The following is a 16,334-nucleotide window of genomic DNA, read 5'->3' as shown; positions in this document are numbered from 1 at the left end:
TCTATACTTAGAATGTTCAGTCTCGCTTGAGACCGGAAGTATGGTAGATGTGTTGGTCTTGGGTGACTAAGACAGCCTCTAGACCGGGTTGGGCCTCGACCTGGGCCAGGATATCCGCTGGCATGTCGCCGAAGAGGCGGGTTGTCCAGATTTCGCAATCGACGGAATGCTGGGCAATGATGGTCAGGCTGGCAATGGGGCTAGTCATAGGATAACCCGTCTGGCGATCCAGTATGTGGTGGTAGGTCTGGCCTCCGCGCGATAGGGTCCGCTCATAGATGCCTGAGGTCACCACCGATTGGTCCACAATAGGCAGAACCATCAGGTGTTGGCCACGTGCCGCCAAGGGATTCTGGATACCAATCTGCCAAGCTTGCTGCCGGTCTTGATTCTGGCCAATGGTCAGAATATTACCGCCTAAGTCAATCAAGGCTGATTGGACTCCCTGCGCTAACAAGAAATCCTTAAGACGGTCAGCGATATAACCTTTGGCTAGGGCACCAAGGTCAAGCTTCATGCCGGGCAAGGCCAGCTGGACTGCCAACTTGTCCTCATCCATGAGGATATTGGTTGGGTCCGTGAGAGCCAAGGCCGATTGAATTTCCTGTGGGCTTGGGACGCGGGCATCTTTAAAGCCAATCCGCCAGGTTTGGACCAAGGGCCCTATGGCGATATTGAGATGGCTACCAGGGGCTAGGCTGTGGGTCCGTCCCAGTTGAATGAGCTCGAAGAGCTCGGGGTGGACGGTCACTGGGGCCAAGCCTGCTTGCAGATTGACCTGCATAAGCTCCGAGCGCGCATCATTGGCACTAAAGCGCATATTATAGGTATGTAGACGTTCTTCCACCGCATCGAGGAGGCTCGGATCTTCCGAGTCTGCCAGTGAAATGGCGATTGTCGCACCCATCAAATGAATGATACGTTTGATATAAGGCAATTCACCACTCCCCTCCGTGTTATACAAACATCCACCCCTATTATAACACCTCTATAGCGTTTTCACAAGTTATTCTAGAATCAATCCTGAGGGCCAGGCATGGGGCTAAGATGAGGAAAAGCTGACGGTCAGCCTATTGACGAGATTGGACTGGCGTCTGGCTCCCAGTCAGCCTTTGATCAATGTGAATAGTGGCTTCTTCCTTAAGTCTTTTAGGCAAAGAAAAAACAGTAAAGCTTTTGAACTGCACCCCATGAGTTGGATTTTTTATTGTCCAACTTATGGGGTGCAGTTGATTTTCGCTTTACTTTTCTGTCTTAGATTTAATAAGTTGGGCATGCCCTACTTGTGATAGTCTTTTATCTTATCTCCATAGTCCCTTAAGAGATTGTCTGAATAGATTTTTTCCTTGTCTGAATCTCTGACTTCTTTCCAGAGAATGGCCGCTACTTTCAATTTATTTGAGTAGTGGCCACTATGTTTATCGGCACAAAAATCCTTTAAGAATTGATTCCATTGGCAAACAGCATGATCATACTTGGCATAATCTGATTGGCCATAATAGACCTTCAGCAAGTCTTGGATGGTAAACTTGCCATCCTGTTCGCTTTTTACTTTCCGCCAGGCAGTCGCCATATCAGCAGTGAATTTAAAGGGTGAAATCCCCGTTACAGCAGCAAAATATTCTCTGAATTTGGCATTAAAGGAAAAACCACATTCAAGTAAGGGACTATCTAAGGTAATATTTTCAACTTGCTTCTTGTCCTTTTTTTTTGGCGATTTTTTAATTAAGTTACCTTTGAAGTACTCTTCCATAATGTGATTGAGTTCTTGTTTGGTTCCTCTATATTCTAATCCTAACGACTTGCATATCTGTGAAATTTCCTCACGATACCAATAGTATTTATTAAACTGGTCAAAGGATGTAATTTTATCAAAGTCAGGTCTAGTTTCCATCAATTTGTTAGCTCCTCAACACTTATTTGCTTTTTCGACTCAACAGCATGGCCTTTGACTGACTTTAGGCAAAGGCTTGCAGCATGAGCTTTAAAGGCTGACCACAAAGCGGATGACCCCATCCTTGTAGTGGACGCTAATCTTGCCCCGGTGTAGGCTGATAATGTTTTGGGCCATGGACAGACCAATGCCGTAGCCCTGGGTGGGACTGGTGCCCCCACCTGCTGGCGTCGAGTCTGACTCAGCTCCCTCTTGGCTAACCACTTGGCGGGTGCGGGACTGGTCGGACCGATAGAAGCGGTCGAAGAAGAGTCGGTAGTCCTGACCCTGGCCGGCGGCATAATCGTTGGAGACGGTCAAGATTGCCCGCCCCTTTCTCAGCCAGGGCTTATAATTAGCCAGTTGCAGGCGCACAGTTCCCTGAGGGTCGCAGTACTTGCGGGCATTGTCTAGGAGGATGCTGACCAGCTCATAGAGGTCGTCAGGCACCCCTTGCAGGCTGATGCCTTCTTGAATGTCGGCCTCGTAATGCAGGCCTTCTTGCTCCCAGAGGGCCGACATGTTGTGGGAGACCCGCTGGACCAGTTGGCTAAAGTCTACCGTAACAGGCGCCTGGTCCTTGCGTTCTTCTAGCCGAGCCAGACGGATTAATTTCGCAATCAAATGATCCAAGCGGTCGACTTGATCCTTGGTGCTCTGGGTCCACTCCGTCTCGCCGGTCAAGAGCTCCTGCAACTCATTATTGGCTGCAATGACCGCCAGCGGCGTCTTGAGCTCATGCCCGGCATTGGTGATGAAGGAACGCTGCTTGTCGTAATTGCGGACAAAGGGCCGGATGGCCAGGCCAGAGAAGATGGTCACCACCACCACAAAGGCCAGCCAGCTGATGGCGGCGATTTGGATAGAGAGGACCAAGAGGGCCCAACGGTCGCGGAAGGCCTGAGTGGTCTCGAAGAAGACGACTAGGCGTTCCGTCTCGGAGACGGGGCTAATTCGATAGGAGAAGTAGCGCCCATCTTCTTCCAGGTAACCTCGATCACGGAAGGATTGTAGGCCCGACTGATCCACAAAGCCTTGAATTTGCTCCGAGGTCAGGTGGTTGGCCGTGCCCGGGTTGATGATGGCCTCGTTGGCCTTGATGCGGGCGCTAAAGTAGTTAAAGTTATAGAGGGTCCCCTGGCTGACAAACTGGCGGTCAAAGGTCTGGCGGTTCTCATTGGTGTCGGGGATGGTCCCGTTATTTTCCGTCAACAAGTCTAGCACGGCCTGAATATCGTGCTCGGTCTGCAGGTAGCGGACCGTGTTAATGACACCGACCAGGGTCATGAGGATGAGGGTGATGGCCAGGGTGGTAATGGCGATAAATTGGAAACGCAGCTTGCGGAACATGGCTAGTCGCCCCCTTCCAGGCTCTGGCTAGGTTCGGTTGGCGCGGCTTCCACTAGCAACTGGTAGGGGCCGCTTGGTTGGCCCACAATCTGGAGATTGGAGCGGATGCTGAGTAGCTTTTGGACTAAGTAGGCCAAGTAGACATTGACTAGTTCATAGTCGGCCGGGCCTGCTTCATCGGCCCAGACACGGTCATAGATATAGGTTTGAGACAGAGCCTTGCCTGGGTTCTTCATGAGTAGGGCCAGGAGTTTGGCTTCCTTGCCGGCCAGGCGAATGGCATTGTTGGCCGACACTTCCATTTCTTCTAGCTTGAGTTGGGTGTTGCCTAGGGCCAGTTGCGGCGCCTCATAGTGATCCACCCGGCGGGACATAGAGCGTAGGCGGGCTAAGAGTTCTTTGAGTGAAAAAGGCTTGGTCAGATAATCGTCGGCTCCGGCATCTAGGCCGGTCACCCGGTCGTCGACTTCGGCCATGGCCGTCAGCATGATGACGTGATTGGTGTGGCCACTGGCCCGAATTTCCTTGAGGGCTTCAATGCCGTCCTTGACTGGCATCATAATGTCCAGAATCATAAGGTCATAGACCGTCTGCTGGGCCAGTTGGACCGCTTGCTGGCCGTCCTTGGCCCAGTCCACCTGATAACCTTCATGGGCTAAGGCCGTCATCACGACCCGGGCCAATTGTTGTTCATCTTCAGCTAGCAGGATCCGCATGGACCTCACCCCCTTGGATTAAGTGTCGAATGGTCTGCATGGTCAAATCACAGGAAGCCAGCTCGTCGGCGCAGCGTTTGAGCTCGCGACTGATGCGCTCTGGATTGGCAATATCATGCTTGTACTTCATCTGATGCTCCAGGCTGGCCCAGGAATCCATGGCGATGGTTCTGAGCTGAACCTCGATATAATAACGACCCGGCGTCTGCCCCTGACAGTCCGGATAGTCGGTCTCTACCTCTAAAATGACATGGTAGGAACGGTAACCATTGGGCTTAACTTGGCTGATATAGTCCTTCTCCTCCACTACCTCATAGCCATCTTCCTGACGCAGGCGGTCGACTAGCTTATAAATATCTTCGACAAAGCCCGTGACAATTCGGACGCCAATAGCATCGCGAATGACTCTGAGGGCTGACTGCGGCGTCTGCTCCAGGCCTTTGCGCCGGCACTTGTCCCGCATCGAGTCCTCGGCCTTAACCCGGTATATCAGGTGCTCATAGAGCTTGAATCCCGTGACAGCCTTGTGATCCTTATTATAGTCTTCCAGTTTTCTAATCAAGTCTTGCATAAGCGGCGCTAGGTAGGCCCCGTAGGCGCCGTATATTGCCTCATGTGACATGCCGTCACCTCCTCGCATCTTATATGCGCGATTATAACATATGAACATAAAATTAGCGTGAAAAACATCCGTATATTAAACAAGGCGGAGTTTGTCAACAGGTAAATGTTGACAAACTCCGCCTTAAATCTTTGCTTCGCAAAGTGGCAGATGTGATACATCTGCCTTAGTGGAGATAGGTGATTGTAAATAAAGGTATTAGGAGATTCTTCGAATCTCTTTATCAAAAATAATTATAACTCACCTACAGATTTTTGTCAAGTTATTTTTTGATTACATTTTTTACAATCTAAACTCAAAAGAAAGGAGGCGGTTGCTTTGATGAACAAAATACTCAATATAATAACTTATTTTGCTCGGTGGATAAAGTTATCTAAATATATATTTGAAGTTCTGATGTTTGTTCAAAAAGCGAATGAGAACAACGTCACATTAGTTGACTTAATCTCGCTGTTGAGCACCATAAAAGGCATGTACAACGCTATATGTGATATAAAGTACTATAGTGATAAGTTTTGATAAAAAGGGAGACGGTAAAGCCGTCTCCCTTTTTTCTTCCCTACTCAAATCAATAGGATACCACTCACTAGCTGATCAAAAAAGCAGGGAAGCTGCTTCCCTGCTTACTGACTTTACTTTAGTCGATTTCTAGGCCGCCGGTGTAGAGGCGGTAGTAGGTGCCTCGCTCGGCCATGAGGGAGGCGTGGTTGCCGCGTTCGATAATGCGGCCGTGGTCCATGACCATGATGACGTCAGAATTGACGATGGTGGACAGACGGTGGGCGATTACGAAGACGGTGCGGCCGGCCATGAGACGGTCCAGGCCTTCTTGCACCATTTTTTCAGTCCGCGAGTCGATGGATGAGGTGGCCTCGTCCAGAATAAGGACAGGCGCATCAGCCAAGGCCGCGCGGGCAATGGCAATCAGCTGGCGTTGGCCGTTGGAGAGGCCGGCCCCGTCGTCAGTCAGTAGGGTGTCATAGCCCTGATCCAGATGCTTGACGAAGGAATCGACGTTGGCGATGCGAGCCGCCTCCAGAATCTCCTCGCGACTGGCGTCTTCTCGACCGTAGGCGATATTTTCCGCAATGGTCCCGCTAAAGAGGTGGGTATCCTGCAAGACGATGCCCAGAGACTTACGCAGGGAGTCCTTGTCAATCAGCTTGACGTCGATGCCGTCATAGGTAATAGAACCTGACTGGATATCGTAAAAGCGATTAATCAAGTTAGTAATGGTGGTCTTACCGGCCCCAGTTGCCCCGACGAAGGCCACCTTCTGACCCTTATCAGCGTAGAGCTGGATGTCATGCAAGATCTGCTTCTTGCCATCATAAGAGAAGTCTACATTGTTGAAGACCACATTCCCTACCAAAGGCGCCAACTCGTATTGGCCTTGTGGACGCGGATGTTTCCAAGCCCAGCGATTAGTCTTCTGGTCGGTGACAACTAGCTTACCGTCAACTTCTTCCGCATTAACCAGAGTTATCTTCCCTTGGTTGACTTCAGGCTCCTCATCTAGCAAATTGAAGATGCGGTCTGCCCCAGCCGATGCCATGAGGACAAAGTTAAGCTGTTGGGAGACCTGAGAAATCGGCCCGATAAAGGAACGGTTGAGTTGCAGGAAGGACATAAGTCCGCCAATGGTCAAGCCACCTACTCCATTTAGGGCCATAAAGCCACCGGCAATGGAGGTCAGGACGAAGGAGACGTTACCCAAGTTCCCTAGGATTGGCATAAGGACGTTAGAAAAACGGTTGGCCAGGTAGGAAGATTGGAAAAGTTGCTCGTTAATTTGGTCGAAGGCTTCAATGCTGGCTGCTTCATGGACAAAGGCCTTGATGACCTTCTGCCCAGACATCATTTCTTCAATAAAGCCATTCTCAATCCCTAAATTCTTCTGTTGCTCGCCAAAATAACGACCAGACTTGCTAGAAACTGTCTTGATGACCCAGACCATAATGGCCAGCATGACGGCCACCACTAAGAAGAGCAAGGGACTGACTACCAACATGGAGACCGTGACCCCGATCATGGTGATGGCAGACGAGAAGAGTTGGGGAATAGACTGCTCGATGGCCTGACGCAGCGCGTCGATATCATTGGTGTAGATGGACATGATATCCCCATGAGGATGGGTGTCAAAATACTTAACTGGCAGCTTCTGCATGCGCTCAAAGAGTTGATTACGTAAGGAACGCAAGGCATCCTGAGAGATGGTGGCCATCATGATGGAGAAGCCGTAGTTAGCAAGAAGCCCAACCAAGCAGAAGAGGGCTAGGCCCACCAAGAAATCGCGCAATGGCCCAAAGTCACTAGAGCCCGTCTGCAACATAGGTTGGACAAAATTGTCCACCAAGGAGCGGATAGAACTGGTCAAGTTAACGGTCACTAGGGCTGATATAACAATCAGGACAGCGGAGACTAGGAGGACCCACTTGTAGTCCTGCCACATGAATTTGAGAAGTCGGACAATGGAAGTCCAATCGCCACGTCTTTTCTTATTCTCCATCTGAGGCCGCCTCCTTTCCTTGGGTTTGCATTTGATAGACTTCTTGATAGATAGCATTGTTTGCTAGCAGCTGCTCATGATTGCCAATGGCATCGATTTTGCCGTCATTCAAGACCACAATGCGGTCGGCCTCTTGAATAGATGAAATCCGCTGACCGATAATGAGCTTGGTGGTCTCCTTAAGACTAGTAGCCAAGCCCTGACGAATCAGACTGTCGGTCTTAGTATCCACGGCCGAGGTGGAGTCATCCAGAATCAGAATCTTAGGATTCATGAGCAAGGCGCGGGCAATACAGAGCCGTTGACGCTGACCACCAGACACGTTAGCCCCGCCACGTTCAATCATGGTGTCGTAACCATCCTTGAACTCGGAGATAAATTCGTGGGCCTGAGCCAGCTTGCAGGCTGCTTCGATTTCGGCGTCAGTGGCATCCTTCTTACCCCAGCGCATATTTTCCTTAATAGTCCCGGAAAAGAGCACATTGGTCTGTAAGACCATGGCCACTTGGCGACGCAGGCTATCAAGATCATAGTCGCGGACATCCTGTCCCCCAACCTTGACAGCACCGGCTTCGACATCGTAGAGACGCGGAATGAGTTGAACCAGACTGGATTTACCAGACCCGGTCCCGCCTAAAATCCCGATAACCTCACCAGACTGAATGCTGAGGTTGATGCCTTCTAGGACATGGGCCTTATCACCATTTTCATCAGTATAGGCAAAGCTAACCTCTTGGAATTCAATACTGCCGTCAGCCACTTGAGTCAAGCCATTTTCAGGCGAGACAATGGTAGACTGGGTCTTGAGGACTTCATTAATCCGTTCAACTGAGGCGATGGATAGGACTAGCATGACGAAAATCATCATGAGCATCATGAGGGACATGAGAATGGTCATAGTGTAGGAGAACATCGAAGTGAGCTCCCCGGTCGTCATGTTGCCGACCACAATGAGATGGGCCCCCATCCAAGAAATCATAAGGAAGGAAGCATACATAGACAGCATCATAGCTGGCGTGCTTAAGACGCTGACATTAATAGCCTTCATGAACATGCGGTAAATTCTGCCAGAAGCAGTATGAAACTTAGTAGTCTCCTGGGCTTCCTTAACATAGGACTTAACCACCCGCATATTGGTGATATTTTCTTGAATACTGCTGTTGAGGTTGTCGTAAGCCTTGAAGACCTCAGTGAAAAGTGGATAGACAATCTTAAGAATGAGGGCTAGTACACTCCCTAAGAATAGAGCTACCCAGACAAAAATCATGGCCATCTGGCCATTAATGAGGAAGGTCGCCCAAATGGCAAAAATCAAGTTAAGCGGTGCCCGTACGCCCACCCGGATAATCATTTGATAGGAGTTCTGAACGTTGGTCACGTCGGTCATCATACGGGTAACCAGCCCCCCAGAAGAGAAGCGGTCAATATTCTCGAAGGAGAAGGACTGAACCTTGGCGAAGAGGGCCTTACGCAAGTTCTTAGCAAAGCCAGCCGAAGCAAAGGCCCCGTAGCGGGCAGACTGCATACCACAGAAGAGGGATAAAAAGGCACAGACCAACATGATGCCACCATAAAGGGCCACCTGCTGCATATCCCCCATCTGCACGCCCTTGTCTAAGAGCAGGGCCATGACAAAGGGAATGGAAATCTCAAAAATGACTTCCAAAAACATATAAAAGGATGCTAAGAATGAGGGTTTCTTGTACTCCTTAATCTCAGCAAGCAATGATTGAAACATAACTACCTCCTAGTATCGGATACAAGGTATCCGTTCATTAAAATAGAAAAGCCCCTGACAGCCTAGCTGTAGGGAGATCACAAACTATTGTACATACTTATTATATAGAATCTTCCATTCATGTGCAAGAATGGAGGCAAGACCATAAAAAAAAGAGCAGCTCAAGCTGCTCTAGTATGCAAGCGGGTGACGAGAATCGAACTCGCGACGACAGCATGGGAAGCTGTAGTTTTACCACTAAACTACACCCGCATGGCGGTCCCGACGGGATTTGAACCCGCGATCTCCTGCGTGACAGGCAGGCATGTTAACCCCTACACCACGGAACCTATTGCGGGGGCAGGACTCGAACCTGCGACCTTCGGGTTATGAGCCCGACGAGATGCCAACTTCTCCACCCCGCGATGATATTAAGGAGGATAAGGGATTCGAACCCTTGCACGCTTTTACACGCCTGACGGTTTTCAAGACCGTTCCCTTCAGCCGGACTTGGGTAATCCTCCGAGATATGATAATGATCCGTACGGGATTCGAACCCGTGTTACCGCCGTGAAAGGGCGGTGTCTTAACCACTTGACCAACGGACCAGCTAAGTTAAGGCAATAAAAAGAACGGAGAAGGAGGGATTTGAACCCTCGCGCCGGTTTACCCGACCTACACCCTTAGCAGGGGCGCCTCTTCAGCCTCTTGAGTACTTCCCCACCATTCTAATATTTTATTGCAATGGGCCTAAATGGACTCGAACCATCGACCTCACCCTTATCAGGGGTGCGCTCTAACCAGCTGAGCTATAGGCCCTTCATTATATAAAGTTAAGCGGGTGACGAGAATCGAACTCGCGACAACAGCTTGGAAGGCTGTGGTTTTACCACTAAACTACACCCGCAATATTGCGGAGGCAGGACTCGAACCTGCGACCTTCGGGTTATGAGCCCGACGAGATGCCAACTTCTCCACTCCGCGATTAAGGAAAGGAGGATAAGGGATTCGAACCCTTGCACGCTTTTACACGCCTGACGGTTTTCAAGACCGTTCCCTTCAGCCGGACTTGGGTAATCCTCCATTATGCCCAAACTGGCAAGAGAATGGACCTTGTAGGACTCGAACCTACGACCGGGCGGTTATGAGCCGCCTGCTCTAACCACCTGAGCTAAAGGTCCATGTCTATAGCGGCGAAGGGGATCGAACCCCTGACCTCCCGGGTATGAACCGGACGCTCTAGCCAGCTGAGCTACACCGCCAATATATAAAAAAATGGAGCCTAGCGGGATCGAACCGCTGACCTCCTGCGTGCAAAGCAGGCGCTCTCCCAGCTGAGCTAAGGCCCCATTATAATATAATCGGGAAGACAGGATTCGAACCTGCGACCCCTTGGTCCCAAACCAAGTGCTCTACCAAGCTGAGCTACTTCCCGTTTATATAATACACCCAGCAGGAGTCGAACCTGCAACCGCTTGATTCGTAGTCAAGTACTCTATCCAATTGAGCTATGGGTGCCTATTCAGTTGTTTTCAAGCCTAAGCTTGAATGCCGAGGACCGGGGTCGAACCGGTACGGGTATCACTACCCGCAGGATTTTAAGTCCTGTGCGTCTGCCAATTCCGCCACCCCGGCAAGGGCCATTATTGGCTAAGCGGAAAACGGGATTCGAACCCGCGACCCCCACCTTGGCAAGGTGATGTTCTACCTCTGAACTATTTCCGCGTGGTGCCGGCTAAAGGACTTGAACCCTCGACCCTCTGATTACAAATCAGATGCTCTACCAACTGAGCTAAGCCGGCTATTAAGTTGTTAATGCGGATGAAGGGACTTGAACCCCCACGCCCTAAGGCGCCAGATCCTAAATCTGGTGCGTCTGCCAATTCCGCCACATCCGCTGGCTTTTCATTCTCTAAGACGCATTTAATAGAGAATGAGTCATACAGGGCTCGAACCTGTGACCCTCTGATTAAAAGTCAGATGCTCTACCAACTGAGCTAATGACTCATGGTGGAGGTTAACGGGATCGAACCGCTGACCCTCTGCTTGTAAGGCAGATGCTCTCCCAGCTGAGCTAAACCTCCATCAAGACAATCTCACCCAGCATGGCAACGACCTACTCTCACAGGACCAAAGGTCCAACTACCATCGGCGCTAAGAAGCTTAACTGCTGTGTTCGGAATGGGAACAGGTGTGTCCTTCTTGCCATTATCACCACACTTGGGTGTTGTCTTATATGAGTGCTTGCACACTCAAAACTGAATAACCTCAAACCTAACCTCAAATCTTGTGGTTAAGACCTCGACCGATTAGTACTAGTCCGCTCCATGGATCACTCCACTTCCACTTCTAGCCTATCTACCTGATCGTCTCTCAGGGGTCTTACTTCTTTCGAATGGGAAATCTCATCTTGAAGCTGGCTTCACGCTTAGATGCTTTCAGCGCTTATCCATCCCGCACATAGCTACCCAGCGATGCCCTTGGCAGAACAACTGGTACACCAGCGGTGCGTCCATCCCGGTCCTCTCGTACTAAGGATAGCTCTTCTCAAATTTCCTACGCCCGCGACGGATAGGGACCGAACTGTCTCACGACGTTCTGAACCCAGCTCGCGTACCGCTTTAATGGGCGAACAGCCCAACCCTTGGGACCGACTTCAGCCCCAGGATGCGATGAGCCGACATCGAGGTGCCAAACCTCCCCGTCGATGTGAACTCTTGGGGGAGATAAGCCTGTTATCCCCAGGGTAGCTTTTATCCGTTGAGCGATGGCCCTTCCATACGGTACCACCGGATCACTAAGCCCGACTTTCGTCCCTGCTCGACTTGTAGGTCTCGCAGTCAAGCTCCCTTCTGCCTTTACACTCTACGAATGATTTCCAACCATTCTGAGGGAACCTTTGGGCGCCTCCGTTACTCTTTAGGAGGCGACCGCCCCAGTCAAACTGCCCACCTGACACTGTCTCCCGTGCTGTTACACGTGGGTTAGAGGGTCCGCATCACAAGGGTAGTATCCCACCAGCGCCTCCGTGTAGACTGGCGTCCACACTTCTTCAGCTCCTACCTATCCTGTACATGCCATACAAACACTCAATATCAAGCTACAGTAAAGCTCCATGGGGTCTTTCCGTCCTGTCGCGGGTAACCTGCATCTTCACAGGTACTATAATTTCACCGAGTCTCTCGTTGAGACAGTGCCCAGATCGTTACGCCTTTCGTGCGGGTCGGAACTTACCCGACAAGGAATTTCGCTACCTTAGGACCGTTATAGTTACGGCCGCCGTTTACTGGGGCTTCAATTCGTACCTTCGGATTGCTCCTAAGCACTCCTCTTAACCTTCCAGCACCGGGCAGGCGTCAGCCCCTATACGTCATCTTTCGATTTTGCAGAGACCTGTGTTTTTGATAAACAGTCGCCTGGGCCTATTCACTGCGGCTGACATCTCTGTCAGCACCCCTTCTCCCGAAGTTACGGGGTCATTTTGCCGAGTTCCTTAACGAGAGTTCTCTCGCTCACCTTAGTGTTCTCCACTTGACTACCTGTGTCGGTTTGCGGTACGGGTTGTTAACAACTCACTAGAAGCTTTTCTCGGCAGTTTGATTAGCCACCTTCGCTACTTAAATTTCGCTCCAGGTCACACGTCACAGTTATAGGTATAAGCATTTGACTCATACCACCACTTCGTGCTTCTACAGACACTTCCATCCGTCTGCGTGGCGTCGCCTCCTGCGTCCCTCCATCGCTCAAACATTGTTAACAAGTACAGGAATCTCTACCTGTTGTCCATCGCCTACGCCTATCGGCCTCGGCTTAGGTCCCGACTAACCCTGGGCGGACGAGCCTTCCCCAGGAAACCTTAGTCTATCGGTGGACGGGATTCTCACCCGTCTTTCGCTACTCATACCGGCATTCTCACTTCTAAGCGCTCCAACACTCCTTTCGGTATGCCTTCACCGCCCTTAGAACGCTCTCCTACCACTCAATTTAAAATTGAATCCACAGCTTCGGTGTACTGTTTAGCCCCGGTACATTTTCGGCGCGGAGTCACTCGACTAGTGAGCTATTACGCACTCTTTGAATGGTGGCTGCTTCTAAGCCAACATCCTAGTTGTCTATGCAACTCCACATCCTTTTCCACTTAACAGTTACTTTGGGACCTTAGCTGGTGGTCTGGGCTGTTTCCCTTTCGACTACGGATCTTATCACTCGCAGTCTGACTCCCAGAGATGAGTCCTTGGCATTCGGAGTTTATCTGGATTCGGTAAAGCGTGAGCCCCCCTAGTCCAAACAGTGCTCTACCTCCATGACTCTTACTCTGAGGCTAGCCCTAAAGCTATTTCGGAGAGAACCAGCTATCTCCAAGTTCGATTGGAATTTCTCCGCTACCCACACGTCATCCAAACACTTTTCAACGTGTCCTGGTTCGGTCCTCCAGTGCGTCTTACCGCACCTTCAACCTGCACATGGGTAGGTCACTTGGTTTCGGGTCGACGACACCTGACTTTCGCCCTATTCAGACTCGCTTTCGCTACGGCTCCGTTTCTTCAACTTAACCTCGCCAACTATCGTCACTCGCCGGTCCATTCTACAAAAGGTACGCCATCACCCCTTAACGGGCTCTGACTACTTGTAAGCACACGGTTTCAGGTACTCTTTCACTCCCCTCCCGGGGTGCTTTTCACCTTTCCCTCACGGTACTGGTTCACTATCGGTCACTAGGGAGTATTTAGCCTTGCCAGATGGTCCTGGCGGATTCCGACGGAATTCCACGTGTTCCGCCGTACTCAGGATACTCTTAGGTACAAATCAGTTTTCGTATACGGGGCTCTCACCCTCTTTGGCGCTGTTTCCCACCAGCTTCTACTAACTCATTTGAGTCCACGTTAGAGTCCTACAACCCCAGTGTGCATGCACACTGGTTTGGGCTCTTCCCGTTTCGCTCGCCGCTACTCAGGGAATCGATTTTTCTTTCTCTTCCTGCAGGTACTTAGATGTTTCAGTTCTCTGCGTCTACCTCACCCGTAGGTGTGACTAGCCATTACGCTAGCCGGGTTCCCCCATTCGGATATCTCTGGATCTTAGCTCACTTACAGCTCCCCAAAGCATTTCGTCGTTCGTCACGTCCTTCTTCGGCTCCTAGTGCCAAGGCATTCACCGTGCGCCCTTTGTTTCTTAACCACGATCATACTTGATGCATGATACTTTCGCGCTATTTTTTCTTACTCTGTAATTTCTTACAGACTCGGTCAATTCTCGGTTCATTATTTTAGAAATAATGTGTTTTACCATCCATCCTGTCGGATGATAAAACGGTTTGTTTGGTTATTCAGTTTTCAATGTGCAAGTTTGAGTGTTAGCACACTCAAAACTAAACAAAGACGCAAGCTCTGTGAGGTTCCGTTACTCCTTAGAAAGGAGGTGATCCAGCCGCACCTTCCGATACGGCTACCTTGTTACGACTTCACCCCAATCATCTATCCCACCTTCGACGGCTCCCTCCTAAAAGGTTAGGCCACCGGCTTCGGGTGTTACAAACTCTCGTGGTGTGACGGGCGGTGTGTACAAGACCCGGGAACGTATTCACCGCGGCGTGCTGATCCGCGATTACTAGCGATTCCGGCTTCATGTAGTCGAGTTGCAGACTACAATCCGAACTGAGAATGGCTTTTAGAGATTCGCTTACCCTCGCGAGTTCGCTGCTCGTTGTACCATCCATTGTAGCACGTGTGTAGCCCAGGTCATAAGGGGCATGATGATTTGACGTCATCCCCACCTTCCTCCGGTTTGTCACCGGCAGTCTAACTAGAGTCCCCATCTTAATGCTGGCAACTAGTTATAGGGGTTGCGCTCGTTGCGGGACTTAACCCAACATCTCACGACACGAGCTGACGACAACCATGCACCACCTGTCACCGACGTTCCGAAGAAAAACTCTATCTCTAGAGCGGTCGTCGGGATGTCAAGACCTGGTAAGGTTCTTCGCGTTGCTTCGAATTAAACCACATGCTCCACCGCTTGTGCGGGTCCCCGTCAATTCCTTTGAGTTTCAGCCTTGCGGCCGTACTCCCCAGGCGGAGTGCTTATTGCGTTAACTCCAGCACTGAAGGGTGGAACCCCTCCAACACTTAGCACTCATCGTTTACGGCGTGGACTACCAGGGTATCTAATCCTGTTTGCTCCCCACGCTTTCGAGCCTCAGCGTCAGTTACAGACCAGAGAGCCGCCTTCGCCACTGGTGTTCCTCCATATATCTACGCATTTCACCGCTACACATGGAATTCCGCTCTCCTCTTCTGCACTCAAGTCTCCCAGTTTCCAATGACCCTCCACGGTTGAGCCGTGGGCTTTCACATCAGACTTAAAAGACCGCCTACACTCCCTTTACGCCCAATAAATCCGGACAACGCTCGCCACCTACGTATTACCGCGGCTGCTGGCACGTAGTTAGCCGTGGCTTTCTGGTTAGATACCGTCACACGCATAACAGTTACTCTATGCGCTGTTCTTCTCTAACAACAGAGCTTTACGATCCGAAGACCTTCTTCACTCACGCGGCGTTGCTCCGTCAGACTTGCGTCCATTGCGGAAGATTCCCTACTGCTGCCTCCCGTAGGAGTTTGGGCCGTGTCTCAGTCCCAATGTGGCCGATCACCCTCTCAGGTCGGCTATGCATCATCGCCTTGGTAGGCCGTTACCCTACCAACTAGCTAATGCACCGCGGGTCCATCTCTTAGCGATAGCTTGCGCCACCTTTCCTCACTGGATCATGTGATCCCATGTCCTATGCGGTATTAGCAGTCGTTTCCGACTGTTATCCCCCACTATGAGGTAGGTTACCCACGTGTTACTCACCCGTTCGCCACTCACCTTGACCAAGTGCAAGCACTCAGTCGCGGTTCGTTCGACTTGCATGTATTAGGCACGCCGCCAGCGTTCGTCCTGAGCCAGGATCAAACTCTCATGAAAAATTTCATAAGTCTTGTTGACTCATTTCTTTACTAGCTTGTTTTTTACCCAGCTTGTCTGCTGCTGAATTGTTGGTTGTTCATCAAGTTTCCTCGATGACCCTCACATTCTTGGTGTGTCTTTGTTTAGTTTTCAATGTGCTCCTTGCCACCACGTGACAACTTCTATATATTAGCACAAGCCTCACTTCCTGTCAACAACTTTTCAGAAGTTTTTTCGAAGTTTTTGGTCAGTGCTTGTTGCTGGTAGCAACTCATATATCATATCAGTCTCGGCTATGCTTGTCAAACACTTTTTAGCTCTTTTTTCAAACTTTTTAGTGAATGTTCGCTAACTCTCAGACCTACTCTATAATATCATTACAACCGCTTCAGGTCAAGCCCTTTTTAGGAATTAGCCAGCAGCTTTTTCAGCTGTCGCTGTCGTAAGGACTCTAGTAATATACCATGGTCCACTTAAGACTGTCAACCACTTTTTTTCATCTTTTTTGGTCTATTTGAGAACTTGTGTTTAAGACTCTT

General features: G+C 50.3%; 7 protein-coding genes, 21 tRNA genes and 3 rRNA genes. All 31 read right to left on the bottom strand.

The annotated features are described in order from the left end of the window. Positions 1–16: 16 nt before the first annotated feature. Positions 17–937 (bottom strand): FAD:protein FMN transferase, encoded by a 921-nt coding sequence (locus tag V7R82_RS01680; protein WP_338543727.1) that lies wholly within the window; start codon positions 935–937, stop codon positions 17–19. A gap of 342 nt (positions 938–1,279) precedes the next feature. Continuing rightward, on the bottom strand, positions 1,280–1,897 hold the full coding sequence (locus V7R82_RS01675) for an SAP domain-containing protein (RefSeq protein WP_338543023.1): 618 nt from the start codon (positions 1,895–1,897) through the stop codon (positions 1,280–1,282). An 87-nt stretch (positions 1,898–1,984) separates the two neighbouring features. After that, positions 1,985–3,283 carry a HAMP domain-containing sensor histidine kinase gene (locus V7R82_RS01670; RefSeq protein ID WP_338543021.1) on the bottom strand — a complete coding sequence of 433 codons (1,299 nt, stop codon included), beginning with the start codon at positions 3,281–3,283 and terminating at the stop codon, positions 1,985–1,987. A gap of 2 nt (positions 3,284–3,285) precedes the next feature. Beyond that, positions 3,286–3,999, bottom strand: coding sequence for a response regulator transcription factor (locus V7R82_RS01665; RefSeq protein ID WP_315271663.1), 714 nt, complete (start codon positions 3,997–3,999; stop codon positions 3,286–3,288). Beyond that, entirely contained in the window at positions 3,980–4,621 is a 642-nt protein-coding gene (locus V7R82_RS01660; protein ID WP_338543017.1) for a GTP pyrophosphokinase family protein, read from the bottom strand. The genes V7R82_RS01665 and V7R82_RS01660 overlap by 20 nt, the downstream gene beginning before the upstream one ends. A gap of 637 nt (positions 4,622–5,258) precedes the next feature. Then, complete coding sequence (locus tag V7R82_RS01655; protein ID WP_338543015.1) at positions 5,259–7,130, bottom strand: ABC transporter ATP-binding protein; 1,872 nt, start codon at positions 7,128–7,130, stop codon at positions 5,259–5,261. Then, on the bottom strand, positions 7,120–8,868 hold the full coding sequence (locus V7R82_RS01650; protein ID WP_338543013.1) for an ABC transporter ATP-binding protein: 1,749 nt from the start codon (positions 8,866–8,868) through the stop codon (positions 7,120–7,122). Before V7R82_RS01650 ends, V7R82_RS01655 begins: the two co-directional genes overlap by 11 nt. A gap of 181 nt (positions 8,869–9,049) precedes the next feature. Continuing rightward, positions 9,050–9,120, bottom strand: a tRNA-Gly gene (locus V7R82_RS01645). A 1-nt stretch (position 9,121) separates the two neighbouring features. Next, positions 9,122–9,197: transfer RNA gene (locus V7R82_RS01640), tRNA-Asp, on the bottom strand. 2 nt (positions 9,198–9,199) lie between these two features. Next, a tRNA-Met gene (locus V7R82_RS01635) sits at positions 9,200–9,272 on the bottom strand. Between the two features lie 9 nt (positions 9,273–9,281). Further along, positions 9,282–9,371: transfer RNA gene (locus tag V7R82_RS01630), tRNA-Ser, on the bottom strand. 12 nt (positions 9,372–9,383) lie between these two features. Beyond that, positions 9,384–9,455 (bottom strand) — tRNA-Glu (locus V7R82_RS01625). Positions 9,456–9,480: 25 nt separating this feature from the next. Next, a tRNA-Ser gene (locus tag V7R82_RS01620) sits at positions 9,481–9,569 on the bottom strand. A 23-nt stretch (positions 9,570–9,592) separates the two neighbouring features. Further along, positions 9,593–9,666, bottom strand: a tRNA-Ile gene (locus V7R82_RS01615). A 17-nt stretch (positions 9,667–9,683) separates the two neighbouring features. Continuing rightward, positions 9,684–9,754: transfer RNA gene (locus tag V7R82_RS01610), tRNA-Gly, on the bottom strand. Between the two features lie 4 nt (positions 9,755–9,758). Further along, positions 9,759–9,831: transfer RNA gene (locus V7R82_RS01605), tRNA-Met, on the bottom strand. Between the two features lie 9 nt (positions 9,832–9,840). Continuing rightward, positions 9,841–9,930 (bottom strand) — tRNA-Ser (locus V7R82_RS01600). A gap of 24 nt (positions 9,931–9,954) precedes the next feature. Beyond that, a tRNA-Ile gene (locus V7R82_RS01595) sits at positions 9,955–10,028 on the bottom strand. A 7-nt stretch (positions 10,029–10,035) separates the two neighbouring features. After that, positions 10,036–10,109, bottom strand: a tRNA-Met gene (locus V7R82_RS01590). Between the two features lie 14 nt (positions 10,110–10,123). Next, a tRNA-Ala gene (locus V7R82_RS01585) sits at positions 10,124–10,196 on the bottom strand. A 12-nt stretch (positions 10,197–10,208) separates the two neighbouring features. After that, positions 10,209–10,282 (bottom strand) — tRNA-Pro (locus V7R82_RS01580). A gap of 9 nt (positions 10,283–10,291) precedes the next feature. After that, a tRNA-Arg gene (locus V7R82_RS01575) sits at positions 10,292–10,365 on the bottom strand. 31 nt (positions 10,366–10,396) lie between these two features. Further along, positions 10,397–10,482, bottom strand: a tRNA-Leu gene (locus tag V7R82_RS01570). Positions 10,483–10,500: 18 nt separating this feature from the next. Then, positions 10,501–10,572 (bottom strand) — tRNA-Gly (locus V7R82_RS01565). 1 nt (position 10,573) lies between these two features. Beyond that, a tRNA-Thr gene (locus tag V7R82_RS01560) sits at positions 10,574–10,649 on the bottom strand. Between the two features lie 14 nt (positions 10,650–10,663). Next, positions 10,664–10,745 (bottom strand) — tRNA-Leu (locus V7R82_RS01555). Between the two features lie 36 nt (positions 10,746–10,781). Further along, positions 10,782–10,854 (bottom strand) — tRNA-Lys (locus V7R82_RS01550). Position 10,855: 1 nt separating this feature from the next. Further along, a tRNA-Val gene (locus V7R82_RS01545) sits at positions 10,856–10,931 on the bottom strand. Positions 10,932–10,950: 19 nt separating this feature from the next. Beyond that, positions 10,951–11,066, bottom strand: a 5S ribosomal RNA gene (gene rrf, locus V7R82_RS01540). Positions 11,067–11,136: 70 nt separating this feature from the next. After that, positions 11,137–14,025, bottom strand: a 23S ribosomal RNA gene (locus V7R82_RS01535). 233 nt (positions 14,026–14,258) lie between these two features. Further along, positions 14,259–15,813: ribosomal RNA gene (locus tag V7R82_RS01530) — 16S ribosomal RNA — on the bottom strand. Together the 16S, 23S and 5S rRNA genes with 21 tRNA genes alongside form the textbook arrangement of a ribosomal RNA operon. Positions 15,814–16,334: the final 521 nt, after the last annotated feature.

Origin of the sequence: Abiotrophia defectiva ATCC 49176 (assembly GCF_037041345.1) — a bacterium.
In the GTDB taxonomy this organism is placed as follows: Bacteria; Bacillota; Bacilli; order Lactobacillales; family Aerococcaceae; genus Abiotrophia.
The sequence above is the reverse complement of the archived record's forward strand: the minus strand, read 5'-3'. Positions and strand labels throughout refer to the sequence as shown.

Bases quoted from the DNA above. Each gene is read 5' to 3' on its own strand.
- V7R82_RS01655 (WP_338543015.1), bottom strand. From the start codon at position 7,130: ATGGAGAATAAGAAAAGACGTGGCGATTGGACTTCCATTGTCCGACTT.
- V7R82_RS01665 (WP_315271663.1), bottom strand. From the start codon at position 3,999: ATGCGGATCCTGCTAGCTGAAGATGAACAACAATTGGCCCGGGTCGTG.
- V7R82_RS01660 (WP_338543017.1), bottom strand. From the start codon at position 4,621: ATGTCACATGAGGCAATATACGGCGCCTACGGGGCCTACCTAGCGCCG.
- V7R82_RS01650 (WP_338543013.1), bottom strand. From the start codon at position 8,868: ATGTTTCAATCATTGCTTGCTGAGATTAAGGAGTACAAGAAACCCTCA.
- V7R82_RS01670 (WP_338543021.1), bottom strand. From the start codon at position 3,283: ATGTTCCGCAAGCTGCGTTTCCAATTTATCGCCATTACCACCCTGGCC.